This is a genomic window from Bacteroides propionicigenes (genome assembly GCF_018390535.1).
In the GTDB taxonomy this organism is placed as follows: domain Bacteria; phylum Bacteroidota; class Bacteroidia; order Bacteroidales; family Bacteroidaceae; genus Bacteroides; species Bacteroides propionicigenes.
Map to the genome: position 1 here is coordinate 1 of NZ_JAHBBW010000012.1, position 24699 is coordinate 24699.

Below are 24699 nucleotides of genomic sequence, written 5' to 3' on the forward strand. Positions count from 1 at the left end.
TGATTATTTTTTTGCAACACTAAGTTAAGTGAATCCTCTGACATGGCAAAATCCTGAGCAACTTTTTGTTGCTCAGGTACTTAAAAAAAATATTTTATAATAGTGTTGCGGAATTAAGGATATAATATGTGGAGAACGTGTAGGGTATTGCGTAGATTTATACGTAAAGAGGATATTACTGTTGTCTATGTACAAGCGCCTTCGCTGCTTCCTGTGGTAGTTTGTGCTGTGGCCGGGATGGACGTGCAGATCTTTGTCCACTTACATGTGGTCCATGTAGATAGGAAGGTCCGTTTATTGTTGAATGTTTGTTTGCAACAAAAGTGTGTAAAAAAAATAATAGGTGTTTCTGATTTTACTTTACAACAACTTTCTTTGAAAAATCGCAGGAAATCGGTGGTGCTATATAATTATATCGATGACTGCATAAAAAAAACTGTTTCGTCGGATACTTGCGAAAAGCCAGTTATTAGCGTAATTGCAGATGTAATGAGGATAAAAGGACATCACGTCTTGTTTGAAGCGTTGCAGTCTTCTGCATTGAATGTGGAGGTTCTAATTATTGGGCGGATCGTAGAGGTAGATTATTATAAAGAACTGATAGATAAAAAATATAGCTTCCAATACACTTTTACAGGTTATGTAAATGATGTGGAGCGTTATCTGGAACAAACAGATTTGGTGATTGTCCCTTCTGTCGGTTTTGAGACATTCTCTTTGGCTATGGTGGAAAGTTGGGGAAAAGGAATACCTACGATAGCAAGTGATTTGGGGGGAATGAAGGAATTAGTGGAGAACTTTTTGCCACAATATGCCGAGATATTGCTATTCTCTCCTGGAAATATCGAGGAGTTAAAAGTAAAAATAGAAACAATACTGAATCACGACATATTGTATCGGGAAGTGTCTGAAAAAGTACATGAGGTGGCTTACAATAACTTTAGCAAAACCTCTTTCAGAAAAAAATTATTGGGAATAATTTAAACATCCTTTTGAAATATTTGTCTTAATGAGAATTCTTCATGTTGGTAAATTCTATCCGGTCATGGGAGGGATAGAAAAAATGATGGTTGATATTGTATCTGGAATGTCGGACTGCAAAGATATATATTGCGATATGCTATGTGCATCTGTAAATCATCATTCATTTGTGGTGCCTATTGGTGCAGGTTCAAGGATTATATGTACTTCTACTTGGTTTAAAGTGTTTGCCACAATGTTTTCCCCCATGATGGGTGTTGTATTGAGGAAGATAAAAAAAAACTATGATATTATTCATATTCATCATCCTGATCCTATGGCTGCATTGGTTTTGTGGATATCGGGGTATAAGGGAAAAGTTATCTTGCATTGGCATAGTGATATCTTAAAACAACGACTGACATTGAGATTATATGCTCCGTTACAGCAATGGCTTATAGGGCGCGCTGATGTTATAGTCGGTACATCACCTGTTTATCTGTGCGAATCACCATTTCTACAGTCGGAAAAGCTGAAAAAGGTGTGTATTCCAATAGGTATTGCCCCTTTACTTCCCGATACCGGAAAAGTTACTGAGATACGTCGAGAGTATGCAGGGAAAAAACTGATTTTCTCTTTAGGAAGATTGGTAGAATACAAAGGTTTTGAATACTTAATAGAAGCAGCTGCACTTTTGCCTGATGAATACCTTATCTTGATAGGAGGAAATGGACCATTAAAACAGAAGTTGGAAGAGTTGATCGAAGTTCGTCAATTACATTCAAAAGTAAAGCTATTGGGTAGAGTGAGTGATGAAAATTTATCAGGCTATTTTGGAGCTTGTGATTTATACGTGATGAGTTCTATTTGGAAAACAGAAGCTTTTGGAATTGTGCAGATAGAGGCGATGTCGTGCGGTAAACCGGTAGTTGCAACCAAAATAAAAGGCTCTGGAGTGTCATGGGTGAATAAGGATGGAGTCTCCGGGATAAATGTGGAGCCGGAGAGTGCTATGGAAATTGCTGATGCCATTGTGCGTATTCTCTCTGACGAAGAACGATACAAGGTGTTTTCTCATGCAGCAAAGGAACGTTATGAAACTCTGTTCAGGAAAGAACGAATGATAGAGAAATGTGTGGATTTATATAAGAATGTGGTTAAGTCTTGAAAATGAATTTGTATATAATATGGATTACAAAGCTATTGATACCCGGAGAATTATTGATTATATCGACTCTTTTCCCAGTTCGGTTATTGGAGTGGAAGATATTATTCAGAATGCCGGTGCGGACAAACTGCGGGCATATCCCGCCTTGTTTGAACTGGAACAGACCGGATATATCGAAGTGGTGGAGCGTGAGGAACTCGGAGCGCCGTTGGCGGTACGCAGGAGAAGAGACGCTTCACAAGTTCTGCATGACAGTATGTGAGTGCAATACGAAATTGATAAACGACAGATAACAGCGGTTATTTTGTTTTAGGCGCAGCCGGGATTGCCTGATGAAGCAGTTCCGGCTGTTTTATTTTAGATTCAAACTCTCTTGCTTTTTCAAATATCTCAATGATAATTCTATAAAATGAATGTCGGAGTAAACTTGATACCCAAAGCACGAGCAATACGAAAGAAACTTGACAATTGTATATCAGCTTCTCCTTTTTTTCATCTAATTGTATCATAACGCTAAATCTTTTAAGATCTGCACAGCTTTGGCTATCTGTTTATCATAATCTTTTGTGGATTTTTTCAGAAAGCCGTTAAGCAGGATTATTTTTGTTGATAATATGGCATTACCCTTGCGGAAGTTGGCGGTGGAATGCAAGCGCTTCCAAAATCCTGTTATCTAACATCCGCCCCCCACATCATTTTATTCCGCAGTGTATCAAAGAAGATATGATTGAAGCGTTTCACCACCTTTATAGAATAGTCCGCACGTGAAATGGTGAGCCGTGTAGTTTCTTTACACGATTCGCTCCGTCCGTCGATAGCTACGAGGAAATTGTGGCTACGGCTTTCCACATCGAGTGTAATTTCCCAATCGTCACAAATAACGATAGGACGCACATTCAAGCTATGAGGAGCAACGGGAGTTATGGCAATTGTCTTGCTGTGAGGCACGATAATCGGACCGCCAACACTCAGCGAATAGGCCGTAGAACCGGTAGGAGTGGCTATAACCAAGCCGTCGGCTTGATAGGTTGTGAGGTGTGCTCCGTTAATTGCTGTATGGATACTTATCATGGACGAACTGTCGCGTTTCAGGACGGCTATTTCGTTAAGGGCGTATGGTGACTCCATTAGTCTTTTGTCATCGCATTTCAGTTGTAATACGCTACGTTCCTCCACTTTATAGTGGTTATTGTAGATTTCGTCAATGGTCTCTTCCATTTCTTCGGGCGATATATCCGCCAAAAAGCCGAGACGTCCCGTATTTATGCCTAAAATAGGGATGTTCTTCTTACCAACGCGGCTGGCAGCTTTTAAAAAAGTACCGTCACCGCCGATGCTGATAACCATATCGGCGCAGAAGTCGTTGCCGTCGAACAATTCGGCGGAAGGGATGTTGAGATGTAGGTCGGAAGTCAGGAAATTATAGAACTCGCGGCAGACACAGAGTTGTGCTTTGCGTTGAGCCAACAGGCGAAAAAGGTTTTCGGCGTGCGATGATTTCTTCGCTTGGTAAGTATTTCCAAATATGGCAAATTTCATAATTGTTTTCTGTTTTTGTAGGATGCAAAAATAGTTTTTTTCTCAGAATGCTGCCAACATATTGCTATTATTTGTACTTTTGTCCCAAACTATAGGCCGAATTATGACTAAATTAAGTGTAAATATCAATAAAGTAGCAACGTTGCGTAATGCACGCGGAGGAGATGTTCCGAATGTTGTAAAAGTAGCGTTGGATTGTGAGAATTTCGGTGCCGACGGCATAACAGTACATCCGCGTCCCGATGAAAGACATATCCGCAAGAGTGACGTTTACGATTTGCGACCGTTGTTGCGTACTGAGTTTAATATAGAAGGGTATCCCGCACCCGAATTCATAGATTTGGTGTTGAAAGTAAAACCGCATCAAGTGACGCTGGTCCCGGATAGTCCTACGCAGTTGACTTCCAATTCAGGCTGGGATACGAAAAACAATCTGGAGTTCCTGACTGAAGTACTGGATGTGTTCAATGCCGCAGGTATCCGTACATCTGTATTTGTATCTACCGATGCAGAGATGATAGAGTACGCCGCCAAAGCTGGCGCAGACCGTGTGGAACTTTATACCGAACCTTATGCTACGGCATTCCCTAAAGGGCAGGAAGCTGCGGTAGCTCCTTTTGTAGAAGCTGCCAAAATAGTGCGCAGCCTGGGATTGGGATTGAATGCCGGTCACGACTTGAGTTTGGAGAATCTGAATTATTTCTATAAAAACATACCCTGGCTGGATGAAGTCTCCATCGGTCATGCGCTGATTAGCGATGCTTTGTATCTGGGACTGGAACGCACCATTCAGGAATATAAAAATTGTCTCCGCTGATGAATCTTATGTTATTATTAGCCCAGGTGGCTCCGGCGTTGGCCGATTCTATTGCCGGTTCTAATCCGGTACTTACTCCCGTTGCCGTTCCCGATGAAATGAACCTGTGGAGCATGGCTGTCAAGGGCGGTTGGATTATGGTAGTTCTCGGAGTGCTTTCCGTGGTCTGCTTCTATATCTTGTTTGAACGTAATTACGTCATCCGTAAGGCGGGTAAGGAAGACCCTATGTTTATGGATAAGATTAAGGATTATATTCTGGGTGGTGAGATTAAGGCTGCCATTGCTTATTGCCGCAGTGTCAATACGCCTTCGGCCCGTATGATAGAGAAGGGAATCAGTCGCTTGGGGCGTCCGGTGAATGATGTGCAGGCCGCTATAGAGAATGTTGGTAATATCGAAGTGGCAAAGTTGGAAAAAGGCCTGACCATCATGGCTACCATTTCCGGCGGTGCGCCGATGATTGGTTTCTTGGGTACGGTGACCGGTATGGTACGTGCTTTTTTTGAAATGGCGAATGCAGGTAATAATATTGATATAACACTGCTTTCCGGTGGCATATATGAGGCTATGATTACCACGGTAGGCGGTTTGATTGTAGGTATTATAGCTATGTTTGCCTATAATTATCTGGTGACATTGGTGGATGGCGTTGTAAATAAGATGGAGGCTAAAACTATGGCTTTCATGGACTTGCTGAACGAGCCCGCCAAATAAAATATAAGTTACAAATCATAAATAGTAAAGCGTGTTACAACGTAGAGCAAAAATATCACCCAATTTCAGTATGGCATCCATGACAGATGTTATATTCCTGCTGTTGATTTTCTTTATGATTACTTCTACGGTAGTATCACCGAATGCAATCAAGGTATTGCTTCCGCAGGGGAAACAGCAAACATCTGCCAAGCCGCTGACAAGGGTTATCATTGATAAGGATTTGAATTATTACGCTGCTTTCGGCAACGACAAGGAACAGGCGTTGACCTTAGATAAATTGACACCTTTCTTGCAATCGTGTGCGGACAAAGAACCGGAAATGTATGTGGCGTTGTATGCCGATGAGTCCGTTCCTTACCGGGAGATAGTGAAAGTGCTGAATATCGCTAATGAGAATCACTTCAAAATGGTGCTGGCTACACGCCCGCCTGAAAGCAAGTAATTTAAGTTGAGAACTAAGAATGAAGAATTTGATACTGTTATAAGATAATTCTACATTCTTAGTTCTTCATTCTTCATTAATAAAGACGGTGAATCAGAAGAAGAAAGGAAAATATATAGGTTTGGCAGGGGCACTGTTAGTGCACGTTGTTGTCATTGCCCTTTTGATACTGGTCGGATTTACGTTGCCTGAACAGTCGGAAGAGGGTGGTGTGCCTGTGATGATGGGAGAGGTGCCCGATGCTTGGGGTGCTGCCGATCCTTCTTTGGTAGAAGTGGAGACTATGCCGGAAGAGGTGGCTCCGGAAGTGCCCGAAGAAGTGGAGCAAGAGATGCTGACACAGGAAAATGAAGAAACCGTTGCCATGAAACCTAAGACGGAAGAAAAAAAGAAAGAAGTTAAGAAGCCCGAAAAAACTGCGGCCGAAAAAGCCGAAGAAGCTCGTAAACTTGCTGCAGAAAGAGCGGAACGTGAACGGAAAGCTGCCGAAGAAGCAGCCCGTAAGCGTGTGGCGGGAGCTTTTGGTAAAGGTGCGCAAATGGGTAGCAAAGGTTCTACGGAAGGAACCGGTATGCAAGGGAGCCCTACGGGAAACTCTTCGACAGGGGCAACTACCGGAACAGGCGGATATGGAACTTTTAATCTTGGCGGACGTTCTATAGGTGAAGGCGGCTTGCCGCGTCCTGTGTATAATGTGCAGGATGAAGGAAAAGTCGTGGTTACCATTACGGTGAATCCGGCGGGGCGGGTAATCTCGACCAGCATCAACCGCCAGACAAATACGGTGAACCCGGCTTTGCGGAAAGCGGCCGAGGATGCGGCTAAGAAAGCTCGGTTCAATACTGTAAGCGGCTTGAATAACCAAACGGGAACAATAACGTATTATTTTAATTTAAAATAAGAGGAGAAACTATTATGGGTACAGTTTATGTGTTTTTTGCAGACGGTTTTGAAGAAATAGAAGCTTTTACCTCTGTTGATGTGATGAGACGTGCAGGATTGAATGTTGAAATGATTACAGTAACTCCTGATGAGATTGTAACAGGCGCTCATGGTGTACCGGTGCTTTGTGATAAGAATATCGTGAACTGTGATTTCTTCGATGCTGATTTAATATTACTTCCGGGCGGTATGCCGGGCGCGGCTACATTGGAAAAATGTGACGACCTGCGCAGATTGATTTTACGCTTTGCTGAAGAAAACAAACCGACTGCCGCAATTTGTGCCGCTCCTATGGTACTTGGCAAGTTAGGACTGTTGAAAGGCAAGAAAGCTACTTGCTATCCGGGTTTTGAGCAATATCTGGAAGGTGCGGATTGTACCGGAGCTATGGTGGAAAGAGATGGTAATATTATCACAGGAAAAGGTCCCGGCGCTGCAATGGAATTTGCTTTGGCTGTAGTGGAATTGTTGCAAGGCAAAGATAAAGTTGCAGAATTGAAAGAAGCGATGATTGTCTGATTCATAACTCAAAATTCAAAATGGTCCAGTATGCTCTGATTGTAGCCGGCGGTAAAGGTTTACGTATGGGATGTGAACTTCCCAAACAATTTCTTCCGATAGGAGGGAAACCTGTATTAATGCGTACCATAGAAGCCTTTTATACTTACAATCCTGAGATACGGATAATATTGGTGCTTCCGTGCAGCCAGCAGTCTTACTGGAATGAGTTATGCCGGAAACATCATTTTTCAATCCCCCATCAAATTGCAGACGGCGGAGAGACGCGTTTCCATTCGGTGAAGAACGGATTGGCATTTGTCACGACGCCGGGTTTGGTAGGAGTGCACGATGGTGTCCGTCCGTTTGTTGCTCAGGAGGTCATAGCCCGTTGTTATTCCTTGGCTGCCGGAAAACAGGCGGTAATCCCTGTGATAGATGTGGTGGAGACGGTGCGCCATTTAGTTGGAGAAGGAAGCGAAACAGTGAGTCGTGACGAATACAAACTGGTACAGACTCCGCAAGTGTTTGATTCTGATTTACTGAAGCTGGCTTATGAACAACCTTATACTTCGCACTTCACAGACGATGCTTCAGTTGTTGAAGCATTAGGAAAGTCTGTTTACCTGACAGATGGCAATCGGGAGAATATTAAAATAACCACTCCTTTTGATTTAAAAATAGCTACTGCCCTTTTGGATTCATGTTCGATTTAACTACGCGTGACATAAAATATTTGTCGGGCGTCGGGCCGCAACGTGCTTCGGTGCTAAATAAGGAACTGAGCATCTTTTCCTTCCATGATTTGTTATATTACTTCCCTTATAAATATGTAGACCGTAGTCGTATCTATTACATTCAGGAAATAGACGGTACGATGCCTTATATACAGCTGAAAGGAGAAATCTTGGGTTTTGAAACAGTTGGTGAAGGGCGGCAGCGGAGACTGATAGCCCACTTTTCGGATGGTACGGGAGTAGTTGATTTGATTTGGTTTCAAGGCATCAAATATCTGATAGGGAAGTATAAGGTGCATCAGGAGTATATCGTATTCGGTAAGCCTTCTGTCTTTAATGGCAGGATAAACATAGCCCATCCGGATATTGATTCGGTTTCCGAACTGAAACTGTCGGCTATGGGGTTGCAGCCCTATTACAATACGACGGAGAAGATGAAGCGAAGTTCTCTCAACTCGCATGCCATAGAAAAGATGATGAAGAGCCTCGTTCAGCTGTTGAATGAGCCTCTGCCGGAAACGCTTTCTCCCGCCCTGTTGGCAGAACATCATCTGATGCCGTTGACGGATGCTTTGATAAATATCCATTTTCCGGTAAGTCCGGATGTGTTGCGAAAAGCGGAATATCGCCTGAAATTCGAGGAACTGTTTTATGTCCAACTGAATATACTGCGTTATGCCAAAGACAGGCAACGCAAGTACCGCGGCTATGTTTTTGAGAAAGTAGGCGAGACGTTCAATGTTTTTTACTCCCGTAATCTCCCTTTTGAACTGACCAATGCCCAGAAACGTGTGTTGAAAGAGATACGGCGGGATTTGGGTTCGGGCAGGCAGATGAACCGCCTTTTGCAAGGAGACGTGGGTAGCGGGAAGACATTGGTTGCGCTGATGAGTATGCTGATTGCGCTTGATAACGGTTATCAGGCATGTATGATGGCTCCTACCGAAATCTTGGCAAACCAACATTACGAAACGATTCGCGAATTACTGTACGGAATGGATGTGCGGGTTGAACTGTTGACCGGTTCCATCAAAGGCAAACGAAGGGAAGCCATTCTTTCCGGATTGCTGACAGGAGATGTGCGGATACTTATCGGTACGCACGCCGTCATTGAAGACACCGTGAACTTTGCATCATTGGGTCTGGTCGTCATCGACGAGCAGCACCGCTTTGGCGTCGCTCAGCGTGCCCGGCTGTGGACAAAAAGCGTACAGCCGCCCCATATATTGGTAATGACCGCAACTCCCATACCACGAACACTGGCAATGACGCTTTATGGTGATTTGGATGTATCGGTCATTGATGAACTACCGCCGGGAAGAAAACCGATTGCTACTATCCATCAGTTCGATAGCCATCGTGTAAGCTTGTATCGTTCCGTGCGCAAACAGATTGATGAAGGGCGTCAGGTCTATATCGTCTATCCCTTAATCAAGGAGAGTGAGAAGATTGACCTCAAGAACTTGGAAGAAGGTTATCTGCATATCTGTGAAGAGTTTCCGGATTGTAAGGTTTGCAAAGTACATGGCAAAATGAAATCTGCCGAAAAGGATGCGCAGATGCAGTTATTTGTTTCCGGTGAAGCGCAGATAATGGTTGCTACCACAGTGATTGAAGTAGGTGTGAATGTGCCTAATGCCTCAGTGATGATAATAGAAAATGCCGAACGTTTCGGACTTTCTCAGCTTCATCAGCTTCGCGGTCGTGTAGGGCGCGGTGCCGACCAGTCTTATTGTATTTTGGTTACCGGTTATAAATTGGCGGAAGATACCCGGAAACGTCTGGAGATTATGGTGCGCACGAATGACGGTTTTGAGATAGCCGAAGCCGATTTGAAACTGCGTGGACCGGGTGATTTGGAGGGAACCCAGCAAAGCGGAATTGCTTTCGACTTGAAAATAGCGGATATAGCCCGCGACGGACAGCTTTTGCAATATGTTCGTGACGTGGCCCAAGCCATTGTTGATAAAGATCCGAATGGTTCTCTTCCTGAAAATGAGATACTGTGGCGACAACTGAAGGCTTTGCGGAAGACAAACGTTAATTGGGCGGCCATAAGCTGAAAAACGGTTAAACATACGCTTTCTTTGCAGATTTATGTTGTTAAACATATTTGCGCTGTAAATTGTTTGTTATTAGCTTGTTATCTATTGTTGTACTGCGTTTTTATTCAACTTGCTTCAAAAAAATAGTTAACGATACAGGCGCCTTTTCGGAGAGAAATGTTACCTTTGGGAGAATTTTTGAAAATAATCTGGATATTCGCGTAAGAATAGGTGTGGTTGATTCACCAGATATGCTCTACGGATATCGAAATGAATGACGAAACGGAATGAATTTTAATTGGATTAGAACGGCTTTATTAGCAGCAACGGCAATGGTCAGCCTGAACTCTTTCTCGCAGGATTTGATTGCCCGTCAAGCTCCCATTGACAGAAAACTTAAAAGCGTAGATTCATTGGCTCTGCAGAAACAGATTCGTGCGGAACAGTCTTTGTATCCGGGGCTGGATTTGTATCCGAGTTGGAATAATGAATTTGTGCAGGCTTATGGCAATGCTATTGTGCCGGAAAGTTACACCTTTGATTTGAAAGGCTTCTGTATGCCTACCGAACATACTCGTATTACTGACGTCTTCGGTTATCGTCCTCGCAGAAGAAGGGCCCATTACGGTTTGGATATTAAAGTATATGTAGGCGATACAATCCGCGCCGCATTTGACGGTAAAGTACGTATCGTTAAGAATCAGGGTCGCCGCGGATATGGCAAATATGTCGTTATTCGTCATGATAACGGTCTGGAGACTGTCTATGGTCACTTATCCAAACAATTGGTTGATATAAACCAACTGGTAAAAGCCGGAGAACCTATTGCATTGGGTGGTAATACCGGACGTTCTACCGGTTCTCATCTGCATTTTGAAACCCGTTTCTTGGGAATTCCCATCAATCCCGCATTGATGTTCGATTTTGAAAAGCAAGATATTGTTGCCGATTCTTATACTTTCCGTAAGACCAAAGGTACTTCCGGTACGGCTCGCAGTATGGCATCGGGTGAAGGTATCTTCTATAAAGTGAAGAAAGGCGATACCTTATCCAAGATTGCTTCCCGTCAGGGCACAAGCATCGACAAACTTTGCAAGCTGAACCGTATAACCCGGAGAACGATTCTCCGTCCGGGACAGGTATTGCGTTGCTCATAAAACGAAAATACTCTCTAAACGTAAACAATCTCTATAGGAGGAGGGCACTTTAATATAATTTAGAGTGCCCTCTTTTCTTTTTTCTTTAATTATTCCTAACTTTGCAGCCTATTTGTAAGGATATGAAAGATACCAAGCAACAATTTGAGCATGTCATTGCTATCTGTCGTGATTTGTTCTCTAAAAAACTTCATGATTACGGTCCGGCATGGCGTATTCTTCGTCCGGCTTCCGTAACCGATCAAATATTCATTAAAGCTAATCGTATTCGGAGCATTGAGACTAAAGGTGTGACTTTGGTGGATGAGGGTATTCGTTCAGAGTTCATAGCTATTGTAAATTATGGTATTATCGGTTTGATACAGTTGGAGTTGGGCTATGCTGAATCTGCGGACTTAACGAACGAAGAGGCAATGGCTCTGTATGATAAATATGCGAAAGAATCGTTGGAACTGATGCTTGCCAAGAACCATGATTATGATGAGGCCTGGCGCAGTATGCGTATCAGTTCGTATACAGACTTGATATTGATGAAGATATATCGTACAAAGCAAATTGAAAGCTTGTCCGGTCAGACACTGGTTTCGGAAGGTGTCGATGCCAACTATATGGACATGATTAATTATTCCGTATTTGGTTTGATTAAGATAGAGTTTGGAGACTGAGAGAAAACATATCATAAAACTCGTCTGGGTGAATGCCTGCCGCTTTTTGCTGGCAGCCTTGTTTATCTTCTCCGGATTTGTGAAAGCTGTTGATCCGCTCGGCTCTTTTTATAAGATTCAGGATTATCTGACGGCATTCGGTATGATTTCATGGTTCCCTACATACCTGCCGTTGTTTTTTGCCATAATTCTTTCATCTGCGGAGTTTTGTGTAGGAGTTTTCCTCTTTTTCGGTGTACGCCGGAAGATTGCATCGACATTGGCGCTCCTTCTAATGAGTGTAATGACTCCGCTGACGTTGTATCTTGCTTTAGCAAATCCCGTGTCCGACTGCGGATGCTTTGGAGATGCTTGGGTATTGACTAACTGGCAGACATTCGGAAAGAACATAGTGTTGTTGGTTGCGGCGATAGCGGTATTCAGGGATCGGAAACTCATGTTCCGCTTTGTTACGCTGAAAATAGAGTGGATGGTATCTCTATATACACTTTTATTTGTCTTTGCGCTCTCTTTTTATTGTCTGGAATATTTGCCGGTATTGGACTTCCGCCCTTATAAGATTGGAACGAATATAAAGGCGGGTATGGAGATTCCCGAAGGTGCGAAACCGAGTGTGTTCGAGAGCCGCTTTGTGTTGGAAAAAGACGGCAAGCAACAGGAATTTACATTGGATAATTATCCTGACAGCACATGGACCTTTGTTGAAACACGTACTGTCTTGAAAGAAAAAGGTTATGAACCGCCCATTCACGACTTCTCCATGATAAGCCCGGATACGGGTGAGGATATAACAGAGAGTGTGTTGTCAGATAAAGGATATGCTTTTTTATTGGTGGCCCACCGGATAGAGGAAGCGGATGATAGCAATATCGACCTTATCAATGAAATCTACGATTACAGTGTGGAGCACGGTTATGGTTTTTATGCACTGACTTCTTCACCGGATGAAGAAATCGAGGTGTGGCGCGAAAGAACCGGTGCGGAATATCCGTTCTGTCAAATGGATGATATTACCCTGAAGACAATTATCCGTTCCAATCCCGGCTTGTTGCTGATAAAAGGTGGAACAATCCTGAATAAATGGAGTGATAACCAGCTTCCCGATGAATATGTGCTGAACGATAGTTTGGATAATTTGGAGTTGGGGCAACAAAAACAGGAAAACAATTTGCATACCATTGGCTACGTATTACTGTGGTTTATCGTACCTTTGACGCTGGTTATCGGCATTGATATTCTGGTAATCAAGCGAAGGGAAAGAAAAAGTAAGGAGCGGCAATAAGATAGTAAATATATTAACCCTTTTAATAATTAAAACAAAATGAGAAAGAACATTGTTGCAGGAAACTGGAAAATGAACAAAACCCTTCAAGAGGGTATTGCTCTTGCAAAAGAACTGAATGAAGCGTTGGCTAACGAAAAGCCTAATTGTGATGTAATCATCTGTACTCCGTTTATTCACCTTGCATCTGTTACTCCGTTGGTAGATGCCGCTAAGATTGGTGTAGGTGCAGAAAACTGTGCAGACAAAGAATCCGGTGCATATACCGGTGAGGTATCGGCCGCTATGGTTGCTTCTACAGGCGCTAAGTATGTAATCCTCGGTCACTCGGAACGTCGCGCTTATTACGGTGAAACAGTGGAAATCTTGGAAGAAAAAGTAAAATTAGCTTTGGCTAACGGACTGACTCCGATCTTCTGTATCGGTGAAGTGTTGGAAGAACGCGAAGCTAACAAACAGAATGAAGTGGTTGCCGCTCAGTTGGCATCTGTATTCTCTTTGTCTGCAGAAGATTTCTCTAAGATTATCCTGGCTTATGAACCGGTTTGGGCTATTGGTACAGGCAAGACTGCTACTCCGGCACAGGCACAGGAAATCCACGCTTTTATCCGTTCAACAGTTGAAGGAAAGTATGGTAAGGAAATCGCAGAGAACTGCTCTATCCTTTACGGTGGTAGCTGCAAGCCTTCCAATGCAAAGGAACTGTTTGCAAATCCTGACGTAGACGGTGGTTTGATTGGTGGCGCCGCTTTGAAGGTTGCTGACTTCAAGGGTATCATCGACGCTTTTAATTAATAGCGGAGAGTTGGAAGCCGAGGATATGACAGGATGAGATTTCTGACACATACCTCGACTTCCGACTCTTTATGTTTAAAGCTTGGCTTTTCAACTATATAAAAACACCCTTTTTATGAAAAAACTTGGTTTGCTTTTAATTGTATGTTTTGCTTTTGCCGTTGCATCTGTAGCGCAGAATAACATCGTAAAGAGTCTGGAACGTAATGTGCCGGGGCAGGGTAAGGTATCTATCCATCAGGATGCCCGTATCGGGGCTTTGATAGGTTCTGAATACATTCCTACCGGTTCGGACGAGCAAAAAGTGATTAAGAGTTCGGGCTACCGCGTACAAGTATACGCCGGTAATAACACCCGTCAGGCCAAGAATGAAGCCTATTCGGTGGCTTCCAATATAAAAGAGCGTTTTCCCGACCTCCCCGTTTATACATCTTTCAACCCGCCCCGCTGGCTGTGCCGTGCAGGCGACTTCCGCAGTATCGAGGAAGCCGATGCCATGATGCGCCAATTGCGTGCAACGGGCGTTTTTAAGGAAGTGTCTATTGTGAAAGATCAGATAAACATTCCTCTGTAATTTATAACTCATAATTCATCATTTATTCCATCTTCTCATGTTAGGAAAAGAAGAAATCGTATCTCCTTCATTGGACGAACTGAAAGAACATTATCATCGTATATTGACTTTGCTGGGTGAAGACCCTGAACGTGAAGGGCTGCTGAAGACGCCGGAACGGGTGGCGAAAGCTATGCTGACACTGACTAAAGGCTACTCTATGGACCCGCACGAAGTACTCCGCTCCGCCAAGTTCAAGGAAGACTATAATCAAATGGTGATTGTGAAAGACATTGATTTCTTCTCTCTCTGTGAGCACCATATGTTGCCTTTCTACGGCAAGGCGCACGTGGCTTATATTCCCAACGGCTACATCACAGGTCTAAGCAAGATTGCCCGCGTGGTAGATATTTTCTCTCACCGCCTGCAAGTGCAGGAGCGTATGACGCTGCAAATAAAGGAGTGCATTCAGGAAACGCTGAATCCTTTGGGCGTAATGGTTGTGGTAGAGGCTAAGCATATGTGTATGCAGATGCGCGGTGTGGAAAAACAGAATTCAATAACCACTACTTCCGACTTTACGGGTGCTTTCAATCAGGCTAAGACGCGTGAGGAATTTATGAATCTTATCCGTCACAATTCTTAATGTCAGGGTAGTACCACCCGGTCTCCCAAACGTTTTGCCATGATACTTTGCACTTCACGCATTTCGCTGTAACGCTTCATGATGGCGTTGCATTTCTCCTCGTCATTGGCTACGGCAGAATCTTGAAGGGCAGACATCATGTGCTTTAACTCTTCGCTGACAATGGCATATTTAAAGTTAATCATCAGTGCCGGAACCAACTCATAAAGACGTTCTTCGTCAGTTACTATCTTCTGGCTTTTTGAGTGATACTTGCTTAACTGGTAGCGGTTGCTGATAAGCTCCACGCTCAGTTTGCTGATGGTTGTTTCCGGGTGTGCCAGAAAATAACGTTCGGCTGTAAATCCTGCATCATGTATATGTGCGGCGGCTTCGGTCAATATTTGGCGGTGTAGCGGGTTGTGGAATGACAGTTCGTCTTGCTTCAAGTCGTTAATGACGTATTCAATCACACTTACAGGCACTTCCTGCCCCTCTTCATTGGTTGCATTACACATTACTTTTTCGCCGTAGCGCACAATCATCTGAAGAATCAGCCGTTCGTATTTATAGAATTCCTGTCCTTCTTTTCCCTCCTGAGGGATGAAAGAAACATAATTATCTTCCGGTGGAATAGGGGAGTTGGCATATTCCGCAGCCATATCAGGCGGCAATGAAGTGCCGTCGGCAGTTGCGGGAGGCACATCTCCTCCGGTGTAGGGCACTTGTGCGGCGGAGTTTTCCGTATTGTTCCTTGCTGCGGATCTGCGTTCGCGTTCCGTTTGTTCGGCACGCTTTTCGGCATGCATTTCACGCCGTTTGGCAACTTCCGAAACCAACAGCTTATCCTCTACGCGCAGTAGTTGGGCGCACTCTTTGATATAGACATCACGTACAATCGCTTCGGGAATGACCGAGATACTTTGTACGAGATTACCGATTAATTCGGCGCGCTTGATAGGGTCTTTACCCGCGTCCTCCAGTAACAAATTGGTCTTGAAGCGGATAAAGTCCGTTTCGTGCTCTTGTATGAATTGCCGGAATTCGGTCGAATTATGTTTGCGGGCAAAAGAGTCCGGGTCGTCCCCGTCGGGCAGAAGGCACACCTTGATGTTCATGCCCTCTTCCAGCAGCATATCGATGCCTCGGATAGAAGCCTTGATGCCGGCCGCATCACCGTCGTAAAGCACAGTCATATTATTGGTGAAGCGGTGAATCAGGCGGATTTGTCCCGGTGTCAGGGCAGTGCCCGAAGAAGCCACTACATTCTCTATGCCGGATTGGTGCATGGAGATAACATCCGTATAGCCTTCTACCAGAAAGCACCGGTCTTGCTTTACAATCGCCTGTTTGGCAAAGTAGATACCATACAGTTCGTTACTCTTATGGTAAATTTCCGATTCGGGCGAATTGACGTACTTTACTTTCACTCCTTTGGTGGCGCTGGCAAGCACACGGCCACCGAATGCCACCACCTTGCCCGACAACGTATGTACGGGAAAGATGACACGTCCCCAAAAACGGTCGCGCAGTCTGTGGTCGTCCGTTTCATAGCAGAGTCCGGTTTTGAGGAGGAATTCTGTCTTATATCCTTTCTTCAAGGCCTCCTGTGCCATGGCATCGTGGCTCTCGGTGCAGTAGCCCAGTTGGAATTTCTCGATGATGTCGTCACGGAATCCGCGGTTGCGGAAGTAAGCCATGCCGATGCTGCGCCCGTCCACATGGTTGCGCAGGATATTCTGGAAATAGTCGCGGGCAAACTGGTTGACGATGAAGAGGCTTTCGCGTTCGCTCTGAGCGAGCTTTTCTTCGTTGGACAGTTCCCGTTCCTTGATTTCGATGCCATACTTTTTGGCGAGGTATTTCAGCGCCTCGGGATAAGACATCTGTTCATGTTCCATGATGAAATGCACGGCATTGCCCCCTTTGCCGCAGGCAAAGCATTTGCACAATCCTTTGGCGGGAGAGACGTAGAATGACGGTGTCTTGTCATCGTGAAACGGACATAGACCTACATAGTTCACTCCGCGTTTCCGCAGCGTGACGAAGTCCGATACAACATCGTATATTTGTGCTGCATCCAGAATCCTGTCTATGGTGGGTTGGTCTATCATGATTCGAGTACAAAGTTACATATAAAATCAGCCCCTGCAAAACTTTTTTTTTGCAGGGGCGGGAAAAGGGGAGTTAAATCATCATTTAATCTTTTCCCTGATTTTCGTCAGATACTTCTTCATTCCTTCCGCATCCTTATTGGTGATAATTTCCAACAGTTGCTTTAGTTCCAAGCGGATATTCTCCACTTGTCCGGGTGTGCGGGGGTTGAACAGAATCTCCTGAAGCAAGTAATCGTCCTCGCTCAACAGACCTTTGGCAATCGCCATATGCTTCTTGAACGTAGTTCCCGGAGCCTCCTGATGCTTCATGACCGCTGCAAAAACGAACGTTGAAACGAAAGGAATGGACAAAGAATAGGCCACTGTTTCATCATGTTCGTCGAAGGTGTACTCAAAGATATTGAGCTTCATGGTCTGGTATAGGTCTTTAAAAAAGATTTTTCCCATGTGGTCGCCTTCGCTGATGATAATGGCATTTTCCGTATTCAGATTGCTCAGGCTGGCAAACGTCGGTCCGAACATGGGATGCGTTGACACGTAGCGGAAACCGCTTTCTTCATAGAATTTTTTCAGTCCTGTCTTTACCGAAGCGATGTCGCTGATGATACAGTCTTTGGGCAGTACAGGCAACACTTGCCGGAAAGCATCCAGTGTATATTTCACCGTAGCGGCATTGATAACCAGCTCCGGCTCAAACTCCTTGATTTCTTCCAGCGTAGTGAAACGGTAGGTGTTGTAGACAAAACGCAGTTGATGCGGGTTGACGTCGAACACGGCCGTCTCGTGTTGAAAACTTAAAATATCCGTAAAGAAAGAGCCCATCTTCCCGGCTCCGAGTATTAATATTCGCATATGCTTGATGTTATAGTGATAATGTTAAATAAGCGTTGAAATTTAATTTATCTCAAGTGCATCTGTCATTCAGAGCGAAGCGAAGAATCTCTTTTCTGTGTTATACATCAAGAGAGTAGATTCTTCGCTACGCTCTGAATGACAGATAGTATAAACTAATTATGCACATTTACTTATATGGTCACTTTATCACTTATTTATAATTTCCATTTGCTGGCGTACACTTTCCTCGTGTATCGCTTCAAACACTTTCTTGATAAATTCCGAATCCATTCCGCAGAGTGCGCCTTGCGAACCGCGTTTCTCAAGAATTTCATTGTAGCGTCCCGTTTGCAGAATCGTCATGTCATGCTCCTTTTTGTATGTACCGATTTCGCGCGCCACACGCATTCTTTTGGCTAATTCCTGAATGAGGTTGTTGTCGCACTCGTCAATCTGCTTGCGCAATTCGCTGAGGTTTTCGGTGCTTTGCGTATCCTTGCGTATGACGAGAAGGTTAAGGATGTAGTCCAGTACATCCGGCGTAACCTGTTGGGCGGCGTCGCTCCATGCGCAATCCGGGTTGCAGTGGCTTTCGATAATCAAACCGTTGAAGCCTAAGTCCATAGCCTGCTGGCAAAGCGGAGCGACCAGTTCACGTTTTCCGCCGATATGGCTCGGGTCGCAGAGGATGGGCAGGTTGGGAATGCGGCGGCGCAGCTCGATAGGGATGTGCCATTGTGGCAGGTTGCGGTAGAGCTTCTTGTCGTAGCTGCTGAAACCGCGGTGAATGGCTCCAAGACGTTTCAGGCCTGCATTGTTGATACGCTCTAAAGCGCCAATCCATAGTTCCAAATCAGGGTTCACGGGGTTCTTTACCAATACCGGAATGTCCACACCCTTCAGGGCATCGGCTATTTCCTGTACGGCAAAAGGGTTGGCAGTGGTGCGGGCGCCAATCCAGAGTATATCTATTCCGGCTTTCAGACATTCGTACACGTGCTTGGCGGTGGCTACTTCGGTAGAGACATACATACCCGTTTCCTTTTTCACCTCTTTGAGCCAAGACAGCCCTTCTACGCCGATACCCTCGAAACCGCCCGGTTTGGTACGGGGTTTCCAGATGCCTGCGCGGAATATCTTCATACCTTTTGCAGACAATTGCTTGGCTGTGTCCATAACTTGTTCTTCTGTCTCTGCACTACACGGACCGGCAATGACCAAAGGACGTTTCTCTTCGATACCCGGCAATAAAATAGATTCTAATTCAAGTTCCATATTCTTAATCTGTTTAATTATATTCTTTCTGTATAAATATTTCTCAGTCTCTCTTGTTCTTGTGAAGAACCCTTCCTGAGCCCGGTTGCTGAATTTACTAAAACAGGACGGACGTTTTAGTAAATCTTTGCCGGAGTTTTAGTAAATCTCCGTATCCGTTTTAGTAAAACGGATGCCGCCTTTCTCGGGACAGAAGCCTTCTGTAAAGATATTACTTCATTTCCTTGATGCGTTTCAACGCTTCCGCCAGTTTGTTGTCCTTGCAGCAAAGCGAGATGCGGATGTATCTTTTTCCGTTGCTGCCGAAGATAAATCCCGGAGTGATGAATACGCGCGCTTCGTGCAACACCCGTTCGGTCAGCTCCTCTACATCGGCGCAGCTGTCGGGTATCTTTCCCCAAAGGAACATACCCACCTGATTCTCATCGTAAGCGCATCCCAACTCATGCATGATTTCTCCTGCCAGCCGGCGGCGTCCGCGATAGTTCTTATTGTTGCCTTCGTACCATTCTTCACCGGCTTCGAGGGCGGTGGCGGCGGCCAGCTGCATGGCGCGGAACATACCGCTGTCTATGTTGCTCTTCACTTTCAGTATCCATTGTACGAAGTCTGCATTGGATGCGAGCATGCCGATGCGCCAACCCGGCATATTGTGGCTTTTACTCATGGAGTTGAACTCGATGCAGCATTCCTTTGCTCCCGGAATGCTGAGGATGCTGATAGGGCGTTCGTTCAGGATAAAGCTGTACGGGTTGTCGTTGACGATGACAATGTCCTTTCGCCGTGCAAAGTCCACCAGCTTTTGGTAAAGTTCCGGTGTGGCATTCGCTCCTGTCGGCATATTGGGATAATTGGTCCACATCAGTTTTACGCGGCTCATATCCATTTTCTCCAGTTCGTCGAAGTCGGGCATCCAGCCGTTTTCCTCTTTCAGGTTGTAGTTCACTACCTCTGCGCCCAGTATCTTGCTCAATGATGTATAGGTGGGATAGCCGGGATTGGGAACCAATACCTGTTCGCCGGGATTGACGAAAGCCAGCGTGACGTGCAGAATACCTTCTTTGGAACCGATGAGCGGCTGTATTTCCGTGTTCGGGTTCAACTCCACGCCGTACCATTTCTTATACCAGCCGGCAAAGCTGCGGCGCAGCTCGGGGATGCCCACGTAGGGTTGGTAGCCATGTCCGTCGGGGTTGCGCGCCGCATCGCAAAGTGTCTGTATGGTACTTTCCGAAGGGGGCATATCGGGGCTTCCGATGCCCAGACTGATTACATCCTTGCCTTCGGCGTTCATCTGCGCCACCTCTTTCAGTTTTTTAGAGAAGTAGTATTCGCTTACGCTTGCCAGCCGGTCGGCGGGCTTTATTTTAGATATTTGATTTTCCATCTTCGTATTCTCCTAATATTTTAAGTTCTTTGGTCAGTGGGGTGATGGCCACGATAGATTGTTTATACTTCAGTACATTGTCGAAAACTACGTCTACATAGAATTGATATTCCCATTCGCGCCCGATGATAGGCAGTGATTGTATCTTTGTCAGGTTGATGCGGTAGAAAGACAGGATGGACAATACCTGTGAGAGGCTTCCTTCGGTATGCGGCAGTGTGAATACCATGCTTGCCTTGTTTACCTCCTTGCTGCGGTGGCGGTTCAGCTCGTCCACCTGCCACGGGTCTGCCACAACCAGAAAGCGGGTGAAGTTGTGCTTGTTTGTTTCGATGCCTTCCTGCAGAATCTTCATGCCATAGCGTTCGGCGGCGGCTTTGGAACAGATGGCGGCGTGCCCTTTCAGGTTCTCTTTCTTGATAGTCTCCGCGCTGAGGGCGGTGTCTTCACCTTCCACTACCTTGATGCGGGGGTGCTGCCCGAGGAACTCGCGGCACTGCATCAGAGCGATGGGATGGGAATTTACTTCGGTGATGTCGTCCCAATCCTCTTCGGGCAGGCAGACGAAACTGTGCGAGATGCGCAACTTATATTCGCCTACAATCTGCGCGCCGCTTTGGCGCAGAAGCTCATTGTTGTGCAGCAAGCTGCCTGCAATCGTATTTTCTATTGCCAGCATACCTATGGTCTGGCTGTCTTTCTTGACAGCTGCAAATACATCTTCAAAGCTGGCACAGCAGATAAGCTGTATTTCTTCTCCCTCGAAGTACTTGTGTGCGGCAATGTCGTGATACGAACCTAATGTTCCTTGAATGGCTACTTTTTTCATTCCTGACTATTTTTTTTCTTAGTTTATGCTACAAAAAAATCCCGCTTCCATACAATGGAGCGGGATTCTATATATTACTTAGTTCTCTATTCAGTTCTTAAGCATCACTGTCACTTGACACATACAAACTCCCGCTCTACTTTCCGGCTAAAGTAAAAGTAAAAAAAGAAGTAATATGCATAAGTAAATGATTTCATCCTTGCTGTTTTTTTGTTTTGAATTACGCGACAAAAGTAATACTTTTCTTTTATACGCAAATAAAAAACAATGTTTTTTTTGATATTTGCATCAATTTATAGATAATCTTTTACAATCCCAATACATTTGTCGTATTGTTGCCCGGCTGATTGCCATATTGTCCGGTGAATCCTTGCAGGTCTTTCGGGTTCAGTTCCAGTCCGCGCTTCATGTCTTCCATAGAACCTTCTTTGTCGCCGTTCAGCAGTTTGGCACGCCCGCGTTCGTGGTAGGCTTGGGCAAAGTTGGGATTCAGCTCAATGGCCTCGTCGAACAAGGCGATAGCTTCGGCCAGCTTTTTCTGAACGATATACAGCTGTCCCAAGTAGAGGAATGCTTGCTCGTTGAACGGATTCAGCTCGGTTATATGGAGGTAGTCGGCTTCCGCTTCGGCTTCGGCGCCGGTTGCTTCTTTTATCTTTCCGCGGAGCAGTATGGCGCTTTCGTCGTCCGGGTCTTGGGCAAGTATGGCGTCTATGTCTTCCATGGCTTCTTTGTATTGCTGCATCTTCGTCAGGGCTTCGGCACGCAACAGACGGGCTTCGGTGAAGTCGTCCTTCAGTACGATGGCCTTTGTGAGATGGGCGATGCACATGATGCCGTCGTCCTGCCCGTTGTCGGCTTTGCCCAGCAGATAATGCGCCATGGCATTGCCTTCTTCAATGGCGATGGCTTTTTGGGCGGCTTCCGCCATGGCGGCGTAGTCCTCTTGTATATAGCAGACGTTGGCAAGGGTGAGGAAGGTGGAGGTATGCTCCGGTTCCACTTGGGTCATTTTCTCCAACAGCTTGCGGGCTTCGCCCGGTTCGTTGGACTGGATATACACTTGTGCCAGATACCCCATTGTCTCGAAGTCTTCTTGCAGTGCAAGGGCTTCGGTGAAGCATTTTATGGCATAGTCGGCGCGTCCCATGCGCTGGGCCCGCATACCGTCATACTTGAATATCTCAAAGTTCTTCTGAATATTTTTTTGTTTTTCCTCTTCCGGATTGGTCGGTTTGCCGGAGAAAAAAGATTTAAAGAATCCCATGGCTGTGATATTGTTTTAGTTATGTTTTTAATAGGTTGACAGGATTAATGTGTGAATGCACTGCACAAAAGTAATGATTTATTTTTTGATTTGCAGTATTCCGTTGGCGGCAATAATTTTTCCTTCGTCTAATAATTGGTGCAATGTCTCGGTCAAAAGCTCTTTGTCCGTCTGAATTTGTTCGAGCAGACCGGCGGGAGTTTGCGGGGCGGAAGACAACATTTCTTGTATCTTCCCGGCAAGTTCCTTTTGGTCCGGCCTGCCGGTTGCCGGCTTGTTGCGCAGACTGATGCAGGTGTCGCACTGCCCGCAGTTATGTTCGTTCTTCTCTCCGAAGTAATCCAGCAGCATACGGCTGCGGCATACGGTGTCATTGGTTACGTACTCCAGTATGGAATTGATGCGTGCTTCATAACGGGCTTTCCGTTCTTCGTAGATTTCCGGGGAGAGATTGATGCGTTGCGCCTCCACGCGTTCGCGCGTGTATATTATATAAGGTGTCTTTTTGTGGGGAATGTAGCTTACGATACGCAGTTTGGCAAGGTGAACCAGCTGTTCGTAGATTTGCCGGCGGGTAAGTCCTGTGCGCACGGCAAGCGAATCTTCGTTGATATAGGTGTAGTCTGTAAATACCCCTGTATAGGAACGGAGCACGGCTTGAATGAGTTTGTCCATATCTTCGCCCATTTCACGTAGCCTGTAAAGTTCGTCTCTGCGTATGGTGAAGAGAATACGTGAGGTGTTGTCTTGTTCGCCGGTATATTCCAGATAGCCAGCCTGAGTCAGGATTTTCAGTGCGCTGTCCACCGGAACGGGGAAGTACTTGAACTTGCGGCAGAAATCTTCGATGTTGAACTCACGCATGCATTCCAGTCCGTCTCCCATTGCCATCTGGTAGTAGTATTGAAGATGCTCGTACACATCTTTGATGTACTCCTTTTCAGGAAAAGTGTCGGGTATACGCTTGTGCAGCGTGGTCTTGTCCGACTTGGCATATAGGATGACGGCATAGGCCTTTTGCCCGTCGCGTCCGGCTCTTCCGGCTTCTTGGAAATAGGCTTCTATGGAGTCGGGCAAATCCATGTGGATAACGATGCGTACATCCGGCTTGTCTATTCCCATTCCGAAGGCATTGGTGGCTACCATGACGCGGCTTTCACCGGATTGCCAGCGGTGCTGGCGGATGTCTTTGGTGGCATCGTCCAGTCCGGCATGGTAGAAGTCGGCTGTGATGTCCTCATTATTCAGCAGTTCGGTGATTTCTTTGGTACGGCGGCGGTTGCGTACGTATACAATGGCGCTGCCGGGCATACTGCGCAATATATGCAGCAGTTCGGCTGTTTTGTTCTCTGTCTTGCGGACGATATAGGCAAGGTTGTTCCGCTCGAAACTCATGCGGAATACATTTTCCCGGCGGAAATGCAAGCGGGTTTGGATGTCCTTCACAACTTCCGGAGTGGCGGTAGCTGTCAGGGCCAAAACCGGTATGTCCGGCAGCAGTTCACGTATTTCCGCAATTTTCAGGTAGGCGGGGCGGAAGTCATATCCCCATTGCGAAATGCAATGGCTTTCGTCTACCGTAATCATGCTGACCTTCATTTTCCGCAGTTTGGTGCGGAAGATTTCCGTATCCAGCCGTTCGGGAGAGATGTAGAGGAACTTATAGTTGCCGAAGATGCAGTTTTCGAGAGTTGTGATGATGTCCTGCCGGCTCATGCCGGAGTAGATGGCAAGCGCTTTGATGCCTCGCTTCCTTAGATTTTGCACTTGGTCTTTCATCAGGGCTATCAGGGGGGTAATGACCAGACATAATCCGTCTTTGGCAAGTGCCGGAACTTGAAAAGTTATGGACTTGCCGCCGCCCGTAGGCATCAGTCCCAATGTGTCTTTATTCTCACTGATACTGTTGATAATGTCTTCCTGGATTCCCCGGAAGCGGTCGTATCCCCAATACTGTTTTAAGAGTTGAGAGTTGAGAGTTGAAGGTTGAAGGAGATATGTCATAAAAACGCTTGTTCTTTGTTTCTTTTTAGGCGCGGATTACAC

At 45.5% G+C, this 24699-nt stretch carries 25 protein-coding genes and 1 pseudogene; 16 read left to right on the forward strand and 10 right to left on the reverse strand.

The window, feature by feature from the left end:
* Window positions 1–147: 147 nt before the first annotated feature.
* Genes KG118_RS13750 through KG118_RS13760 form a run of 3 tightly spaced genes read left to right on the forward strand, consistent with a single transcriptional unit; the run spans window position 148 to window position 2390 of the window.
* Window positions 148–984, forward strand: a complete 837-nt coding sequence (locus KG118_RS13750) for a glycosyltransferase family 4 protein (RefSeq protein WP_213388551.1) — start codon at window positions 148–150, stop codon at window positions 982–984.
* A gap of 25 nt (window positions 985–1009) precedes the next feature.
* Window positions 1010–2128, forward strand: coding sequence for a glycosyltransferase (locus KG118_RS13755; RefSeq protein ID WP_117712126.1), 1119 nt, complete (start codon window positions 1010–1012; stop codon window positions 2126–2128).
* A gap of 19 nt (window positions 2129–2147) precedes the next feature.
* Entirely contained in the window at window positions 2148–2390 is a 243-nt protein-coding gene (locus KG118_RS13760; RefSeq protein WP_117712281.1) for a hypothetical protein, read from the forward strand.
* A 37-nt stretch (window positions 2391–2427) separates the two neighbouring features.
* On the opposite strand, the gene KG118_RS13765 is transcribed toward KG118_RS13760, so the two are convergent.
* The 3 genes and pseudogenes from KG118_RS13765 to KG118_RS13770 form a co-directional block, all read right to left on the reverse strand.
* Complete coding sequence (locus tag KG118_RS13765; protein WP_199598800.1) at window positions 2428–2637, reverse strand: hypothetical protein; 210 nt, start codon at window positions 2635–2637, stop codon at window positions 2428–2430.
* Window positions 2634–2750 (reverse strand): annotated as a pseudogene (locus tag KG118_RS17525) (type II toxin-antitoxin system RelE/ParE family toxin); the annotation flags it as partial. The pseudogene KG118_RS17525 and the gene KG118_RS13765, both read right to left, overlap by 4 nt.
* 47 nt (window positions 2751–2797) lie before the next feature.
* Window positions 2798–3667: an NAD kinase gene (locus tag KG118_RS13770; RefSeq protein ID WP_117712125.1), complete on the reverse strand. Its 870-nt coding sequence runs from the start codon at window positions 3665–3667 to the stop codon at window positions 2798–2800.
* A 103-nt stretch (window positions 3668–3770) separates the two neighbouring features.
* Here KG118_RS13770 and KG118_RS13775 point away from each other — a divergent pair, with 103 nt between their 5' ends.
* From KG118_RS13775 to folE, 13 genes are all read left to right on the forward strand, one after another.
* Window positions 3771–4484, forward strand: coding sequence for a pyridoxine 5'-phosphate synthase (locus KG118_RS13775; RefSeq protein WP_117712123.1), 714 nt, complete (start codon window positions 3771–3773; stop codon window positions 4482–4484).
* Window positions 4484–5200, forward strand: a complete 717-nt coding sequence (locus KG118_RS13780) for a MotA/TolQ/ExbB proton channel family protein (RefSeq protein ID WP_117712122.1) — start codon at window positions 4484–4486, stop codon at window positions 5198–5200. The genes KG118_RS13775 and KG118_RS13780 overlap by 1 nt, the downstream gene beginning before the upstream one ends.
* 70 nt (window positions 5201–5270) lie before the next feature.
* Window positions 5271–5645 carry an ExbD/TolR family protein gene (locus KG118_RS13785; protein WP_117712120.1) on the forward strand — a complete coding sequence of 125 codons (375 nt, stop codon included), beginning with the start codon at window positions 5271–5273 and terminating at the stop codon, window positions 5643–5645.
* Between the two features lie 88 nt (window positions 5646–5733).
* Window positions 5734–6546 carry a cell envelope integrity protein TolA gene (locus KG118_RS13790; protein WP_117712118.1) on the forward strand — a complete coding sequence of 271 codons (813 nt, stop codon included), beginning with the start codon at window positions 5734–5736 and terminating at the stop codon, window positions 6544–6546.
* A gap of 14 nt (window positions 6547–6560) precedes the next feature.
* The gene (locus KG118_RS13795) at window positions 6561–7106 is read left to right on the forward strand and encodes a DJ-1 family glyoxalase III (protein ID WP_117712117.1); all 546 of its coding nucleotides are present in this window, start codon (window positions 6561–6563) and stop codon (window positions 7104–7106) included.
* Window positions 7107–7126: 20 nt separating this feature from the next.
* Window positions 7127–7801: a 2-C-methyl-D-erythritol 4-phosphate cytidylyltransferase gene (locus KG118_RS13800; RefSeq protein WP_117712115.1), complete on the forward strand. Its 675-nt coding sequence runs from the start codon at window positions 7127–7129 to the stop codon at window positions 7799–7801.
* A complete protein-coding gene (recG, locus tag KG118_RS13805) occupies window positions 7789–9885 on the forward strand; it encodes an ATP-dependent DNA helicase RecG (RefSeq protein ID WP_117712114.1) in 2097 nt (698 codons plus the stop codon). The genes KG118_RS13800 and recG overlap by 13 nt, the downstream gene beginning before the upstream one ends.
* A gap of 269 nt (window positions 9886–10154) precedes the next feature.
* Window positions 10155–11024: a M23 family metallopeptidase gene (locus KG118_RS13810; protein WP_117712113.1), complete on the forward strand. Its 870-nt coding sequence runs from the start codon at window positions 10155–10157 to the stop codon at window positions 11022–11024.
* A gap of 122 nt (window positions 11025–11146) precedes the next feature.
* Window positions 11147–11689, forward strand: a complete 543-nt coding sequence (locus tag KG118_RS13815; RefSeq protein WP_117712111.1) for a DUF1599 domain-containing protein — start codon at window positions 11147–11149, stop codon at window positions 11687–11689.
* On the forward strand, window positions 11679–12971 hold the full coding sequence (locus KG118_RS13820) for a BT_3928 family protein (RefSeq protein ID WP_117712109.1): 1293 nt from the start codon (window positions 11679–11681) through the stop codon (window positions 12969–12971). The genes KG118_RS13815 and KG118_RS13820 overlap by 11 nt, the downstream gene beginning before the upstream one ends.
* Window positions 12972–13010: 39 nt before the next feature.
* The gene (tpiA, locus tag KG118_RS13825) at window positions 13011–13766 is read left to right on the forward strand and encodes a triose-phosphate isomerase (protein WP_117712108.1); all 756 of its coding nucleotides are present in this window, start codon (window positions 13011–13013) and stop codon (window positions 13764–13766) included.
* Window positions 13767–13881: 115 nt separating this feature from the next.
* A complete protein-coding gene (locus KG118_RS13830; RefSeq protein WP_117712106.1) occupies window positions 13882–14340 on the forward strand; it encodes an SPOR domain-containing protein in 459 nt (152 codons plus the stop codon).
* A gap of 37 nt (window positions 14341–14377) precedes the next feature.
* Window positions 14378–14965, forward strand: coding sequence for a GTP cyclohydrolase I FolE (gene folE / locus KG118_RS13835; RefSeq protein WP_004288383.1), 588 nt, complete (start codon window positions 14378–14380; stop codon window positions 14963–14965).
* 2 nt (window positions 14966–14967) lie between these two features.
* Here the strand turns inward: folE and dnaG are convergent, their stop codons facing one another.
* The 7 genes from dnaG to KG118_RS13870 form a co-directional block, all read right to left on the reverse strand.
* The gene (gene dnaG / locus KG118_RS13840) at window positions 14968–17058 is read right to left on the reverse strand and encodes a DNA primase (RefSeq protein WP_117712105.1); all 2091 of its coding nucleotides are present in this window, start codon (window positions 17056–17058) and stop codon (window positions 14968–14970) included.
* Window positions 17059–17139: 81 nt separating this feature from the next.
* Window positions 17140–17913, reverse strand: coding sequence for a prephenate dehydrogenase (locus tag KG118_RS13845; protein WP_117712103.1), 774 nt, complete (start codon window positions 17911–17913; stop codon window positions 17140–17142).
* A gap of 189 nt (window positions 17914–18102) precedes the next feature.
* Entirely contained in the window at window positions 18103–19170 is a 1068-nt protein-coding gene (locus KG118_RS13850) for a bifunctional 3-deoxy-7-phosphoheptulonate synthase/chorismate mutase type II (RefSeq protein ID WP_117712101.1), read from the reverse strand.
* Window positions 19171–19381: 211 nt separating this feature from the next.
* Window positions 19382–20557 carry a pyridoxal phosphate-dependent aminotransferase gene (locus KG118_RS13855; RefSeq protein ID WP_117712099.1) on the reverse strand — a complete coding sequence of 392 codons (1176 nt, stop codon included), beginning with the start codon at window positions 20555–20557 and terminating at the stop codon, window positions 19382–19384.
* A complete protein-coding gene (locus KG118_RS13860) occupies window positions 20538–21386 on the reverse strand; it encodes a prephenate dehydratase (RefSeq protein WP_117712097.1) in 849 nt (282 codons plus the stop codon). Before KG118_RS13860 ends, KG118_RS13855 begins: the two co-directional genes overlap by 20 nt.
* Before the next feature lie 307 nt (window positions 21387–21693).
* A complete protein-coding gene (locus KG118_RS13865; protein ID WP_117712095.1) occupies window positions 21694–22653 on the reverse strand; it encodes a tetratricopeptide repeat protein in 960 nt (319 codons plus the stop codon).
* A gap of 78 nt (window positions 22654–22731) precedes the next feature.
* On the reverse strand, window positions 22732–24657 hold the full coding sequence (locus KG118_RS13870) for a RecQ family ATP-dependent DNA helicase (protein ID WP_117712094.1): 1926 nt from the start codon (window positions 24655–24657) through the stop codon (window positions 22732–22734).
* Window positions 24658–24699: the final 42 nt, after the last annotated feature.

What these genes read in the sequence shown, in the direction of transcription:
- KG118_RS13755 (WP_117712126.1), top strand. Translation starts at nt 1,010, where the DNA reads ATGAGAATTCTTCATGTTGGTAAATTCTATCCGGTCATGGGAGGGATA.
- KG118_RS13760 (WP_117712281.1), top strand. Translation starts at nt 2,148, where the DNA reads ATGGATTACAAAGCTATTGATACCCGGAGAATTATTGATTATATCGAC.
- KG118_RS13765 (WP_199598800.1), bottom strand. Translation starts at nt 2,637, where the DNA reads ATGATACAATTAGATGAAAAAAAGGAGAAGCTGATATACAATTGTCAA.
- KG118_RS13770 (WP_117712125.1), bottom strand. Translation starts at nt 3,667, where the DNA reads ATGAAATTTGCCATATTTGGAAATACTTACCAAGCGAAGAAATCATCG.
- KG118_RS13775 (WP_117712123.1), top strand. Translation starts at nt 3,771, where the DNA reads ATGACTAAATTAAGTGTAAATATCAATAAAGTAGCAACGTTGCGTAAT.
- KG118_RS13780 (WP_117712122.1), top strand. Translation starts at nt 4,484, where the DNA reads ATGAATCTTATGTTATTATTAGCCCAGGTGGCTCCGGCGTTGGCCGAT.
- KG118_RS13785 (WP_117712120.1), top strand. Translation starts at nt 5,271, where the DNA reads ATGGCATCCATGACAGATGTTATATTCCTGCTGTTGATTTTCTTTATG.
- KG118_RS13795 (WP_117712117.1), top strand. Translation starts at nt 6,561, where the DNA reads ATGGGTACAGTTTATGTGTTTTTTGCAGACGGTTTTGAAGAAATAGAA.
- KG118_RS13800 (WP_117712115.1), top strand. Translation starts at nt 7,127, where the DNA reads ATGGTCCAGTATGCTCTGATTGTAGCCGGCGGTAAAGGTTTACGTATG.
- recG (WP_117712114.1), top strand. Translation starts at nt 7,789, where the DNA reads ATGTTCGATTTAACTACGCGTGACATAAAATATTTGTCGGGCGTCGGG.
- KG118_RS13810 (WP_117712113.1), top strand. Translation starts at nt 10,155, where the DNA reads ATGAATTTTAATTGGATTAGAACGGCTTTATTAGCAGCAACGGCAATG.
- KG118_RS13815 (WP_117712111.1), top strand. Translation starts at nt 11,147, where the DNA reads ATGAAAGATACCAAGCAACAATTTGAGCATGTCATTGCTATCTGTCGT.
- tpiA (WP_117712108.1), top strand. Translation starts at nt 13,011, where the DNA reads ATGAGAAAGAACATTGTTGCAGGAAACTGGAAAATGAACAAAACCCTT.
- KG118_RS13830 (WP_117712106.1), top strand. Translation starts at nt 13,882, where the DNA reads ATGAAAAAACTTGGTTTGCTTTTAATTGTATGTTTTGCTTTTGCCGTT.
- folE (WP_004288383.1), top strand. Translation starts at nt 14,378, where the DNA reads ATGTTAGGAAAAGAAGAAATCGTATCTCCTTCATTGGACGAACTGAAA.
- dnaG (WP_117712105.1), bottom strand. Translation starts at nt 17,058, where the DNA reads ATGATAGACCAACCCACCATAGACAGGATTCTGGATGCAGCACAAATA.
- KG118_RS13845 (WP_117712103.1), bottom strand. Translation starts at nt 17,913, where the DNA reads ATGCGAATATTAATACTCGGAGCCGGGAAGATGGGCTCTTTCTTTACG.
- KG118_RS13850 (WP_117712101.1), bottom strand. Translation starts at nt 19,170, where the DNA reads ATGGAACTTGAATTAGAATCTATTTTATTGCCGGGTATCGAAGAGAAA.
- KG118_RS13855 (WP_117712099.1), bottom strand. Translation starts at nt 20,557, where the DNA reads ATGGAAAATCAAATATCTAAAATAAAGCCCGCCGACCGGCTGGCAAGC.
- KG118_RS13860 (WP_117712097.1), bottom strand. Translation starts at nt 21,386, where the DNA reads ATGAAAAAAGTAGCCATTCAAGGAACATTAGGTTCGTATCACGACATT.
- KG118_RS13865 (WP_117712095.1), bottom strand. Translation starts at nt 22,653, where the DNA reads ATGGGATTCTTTAAATCTTTTTTCTCCGGCAAACCGACCAATCCGGAA.
- KG118_RS13870 (WP_117712094.1), bottom strand. Translation starts at nt 24,657, where the DNA reads ATGACATATCTCCTTCAACCTTCAACTCTCAACTCTCAACTCTTAAAA.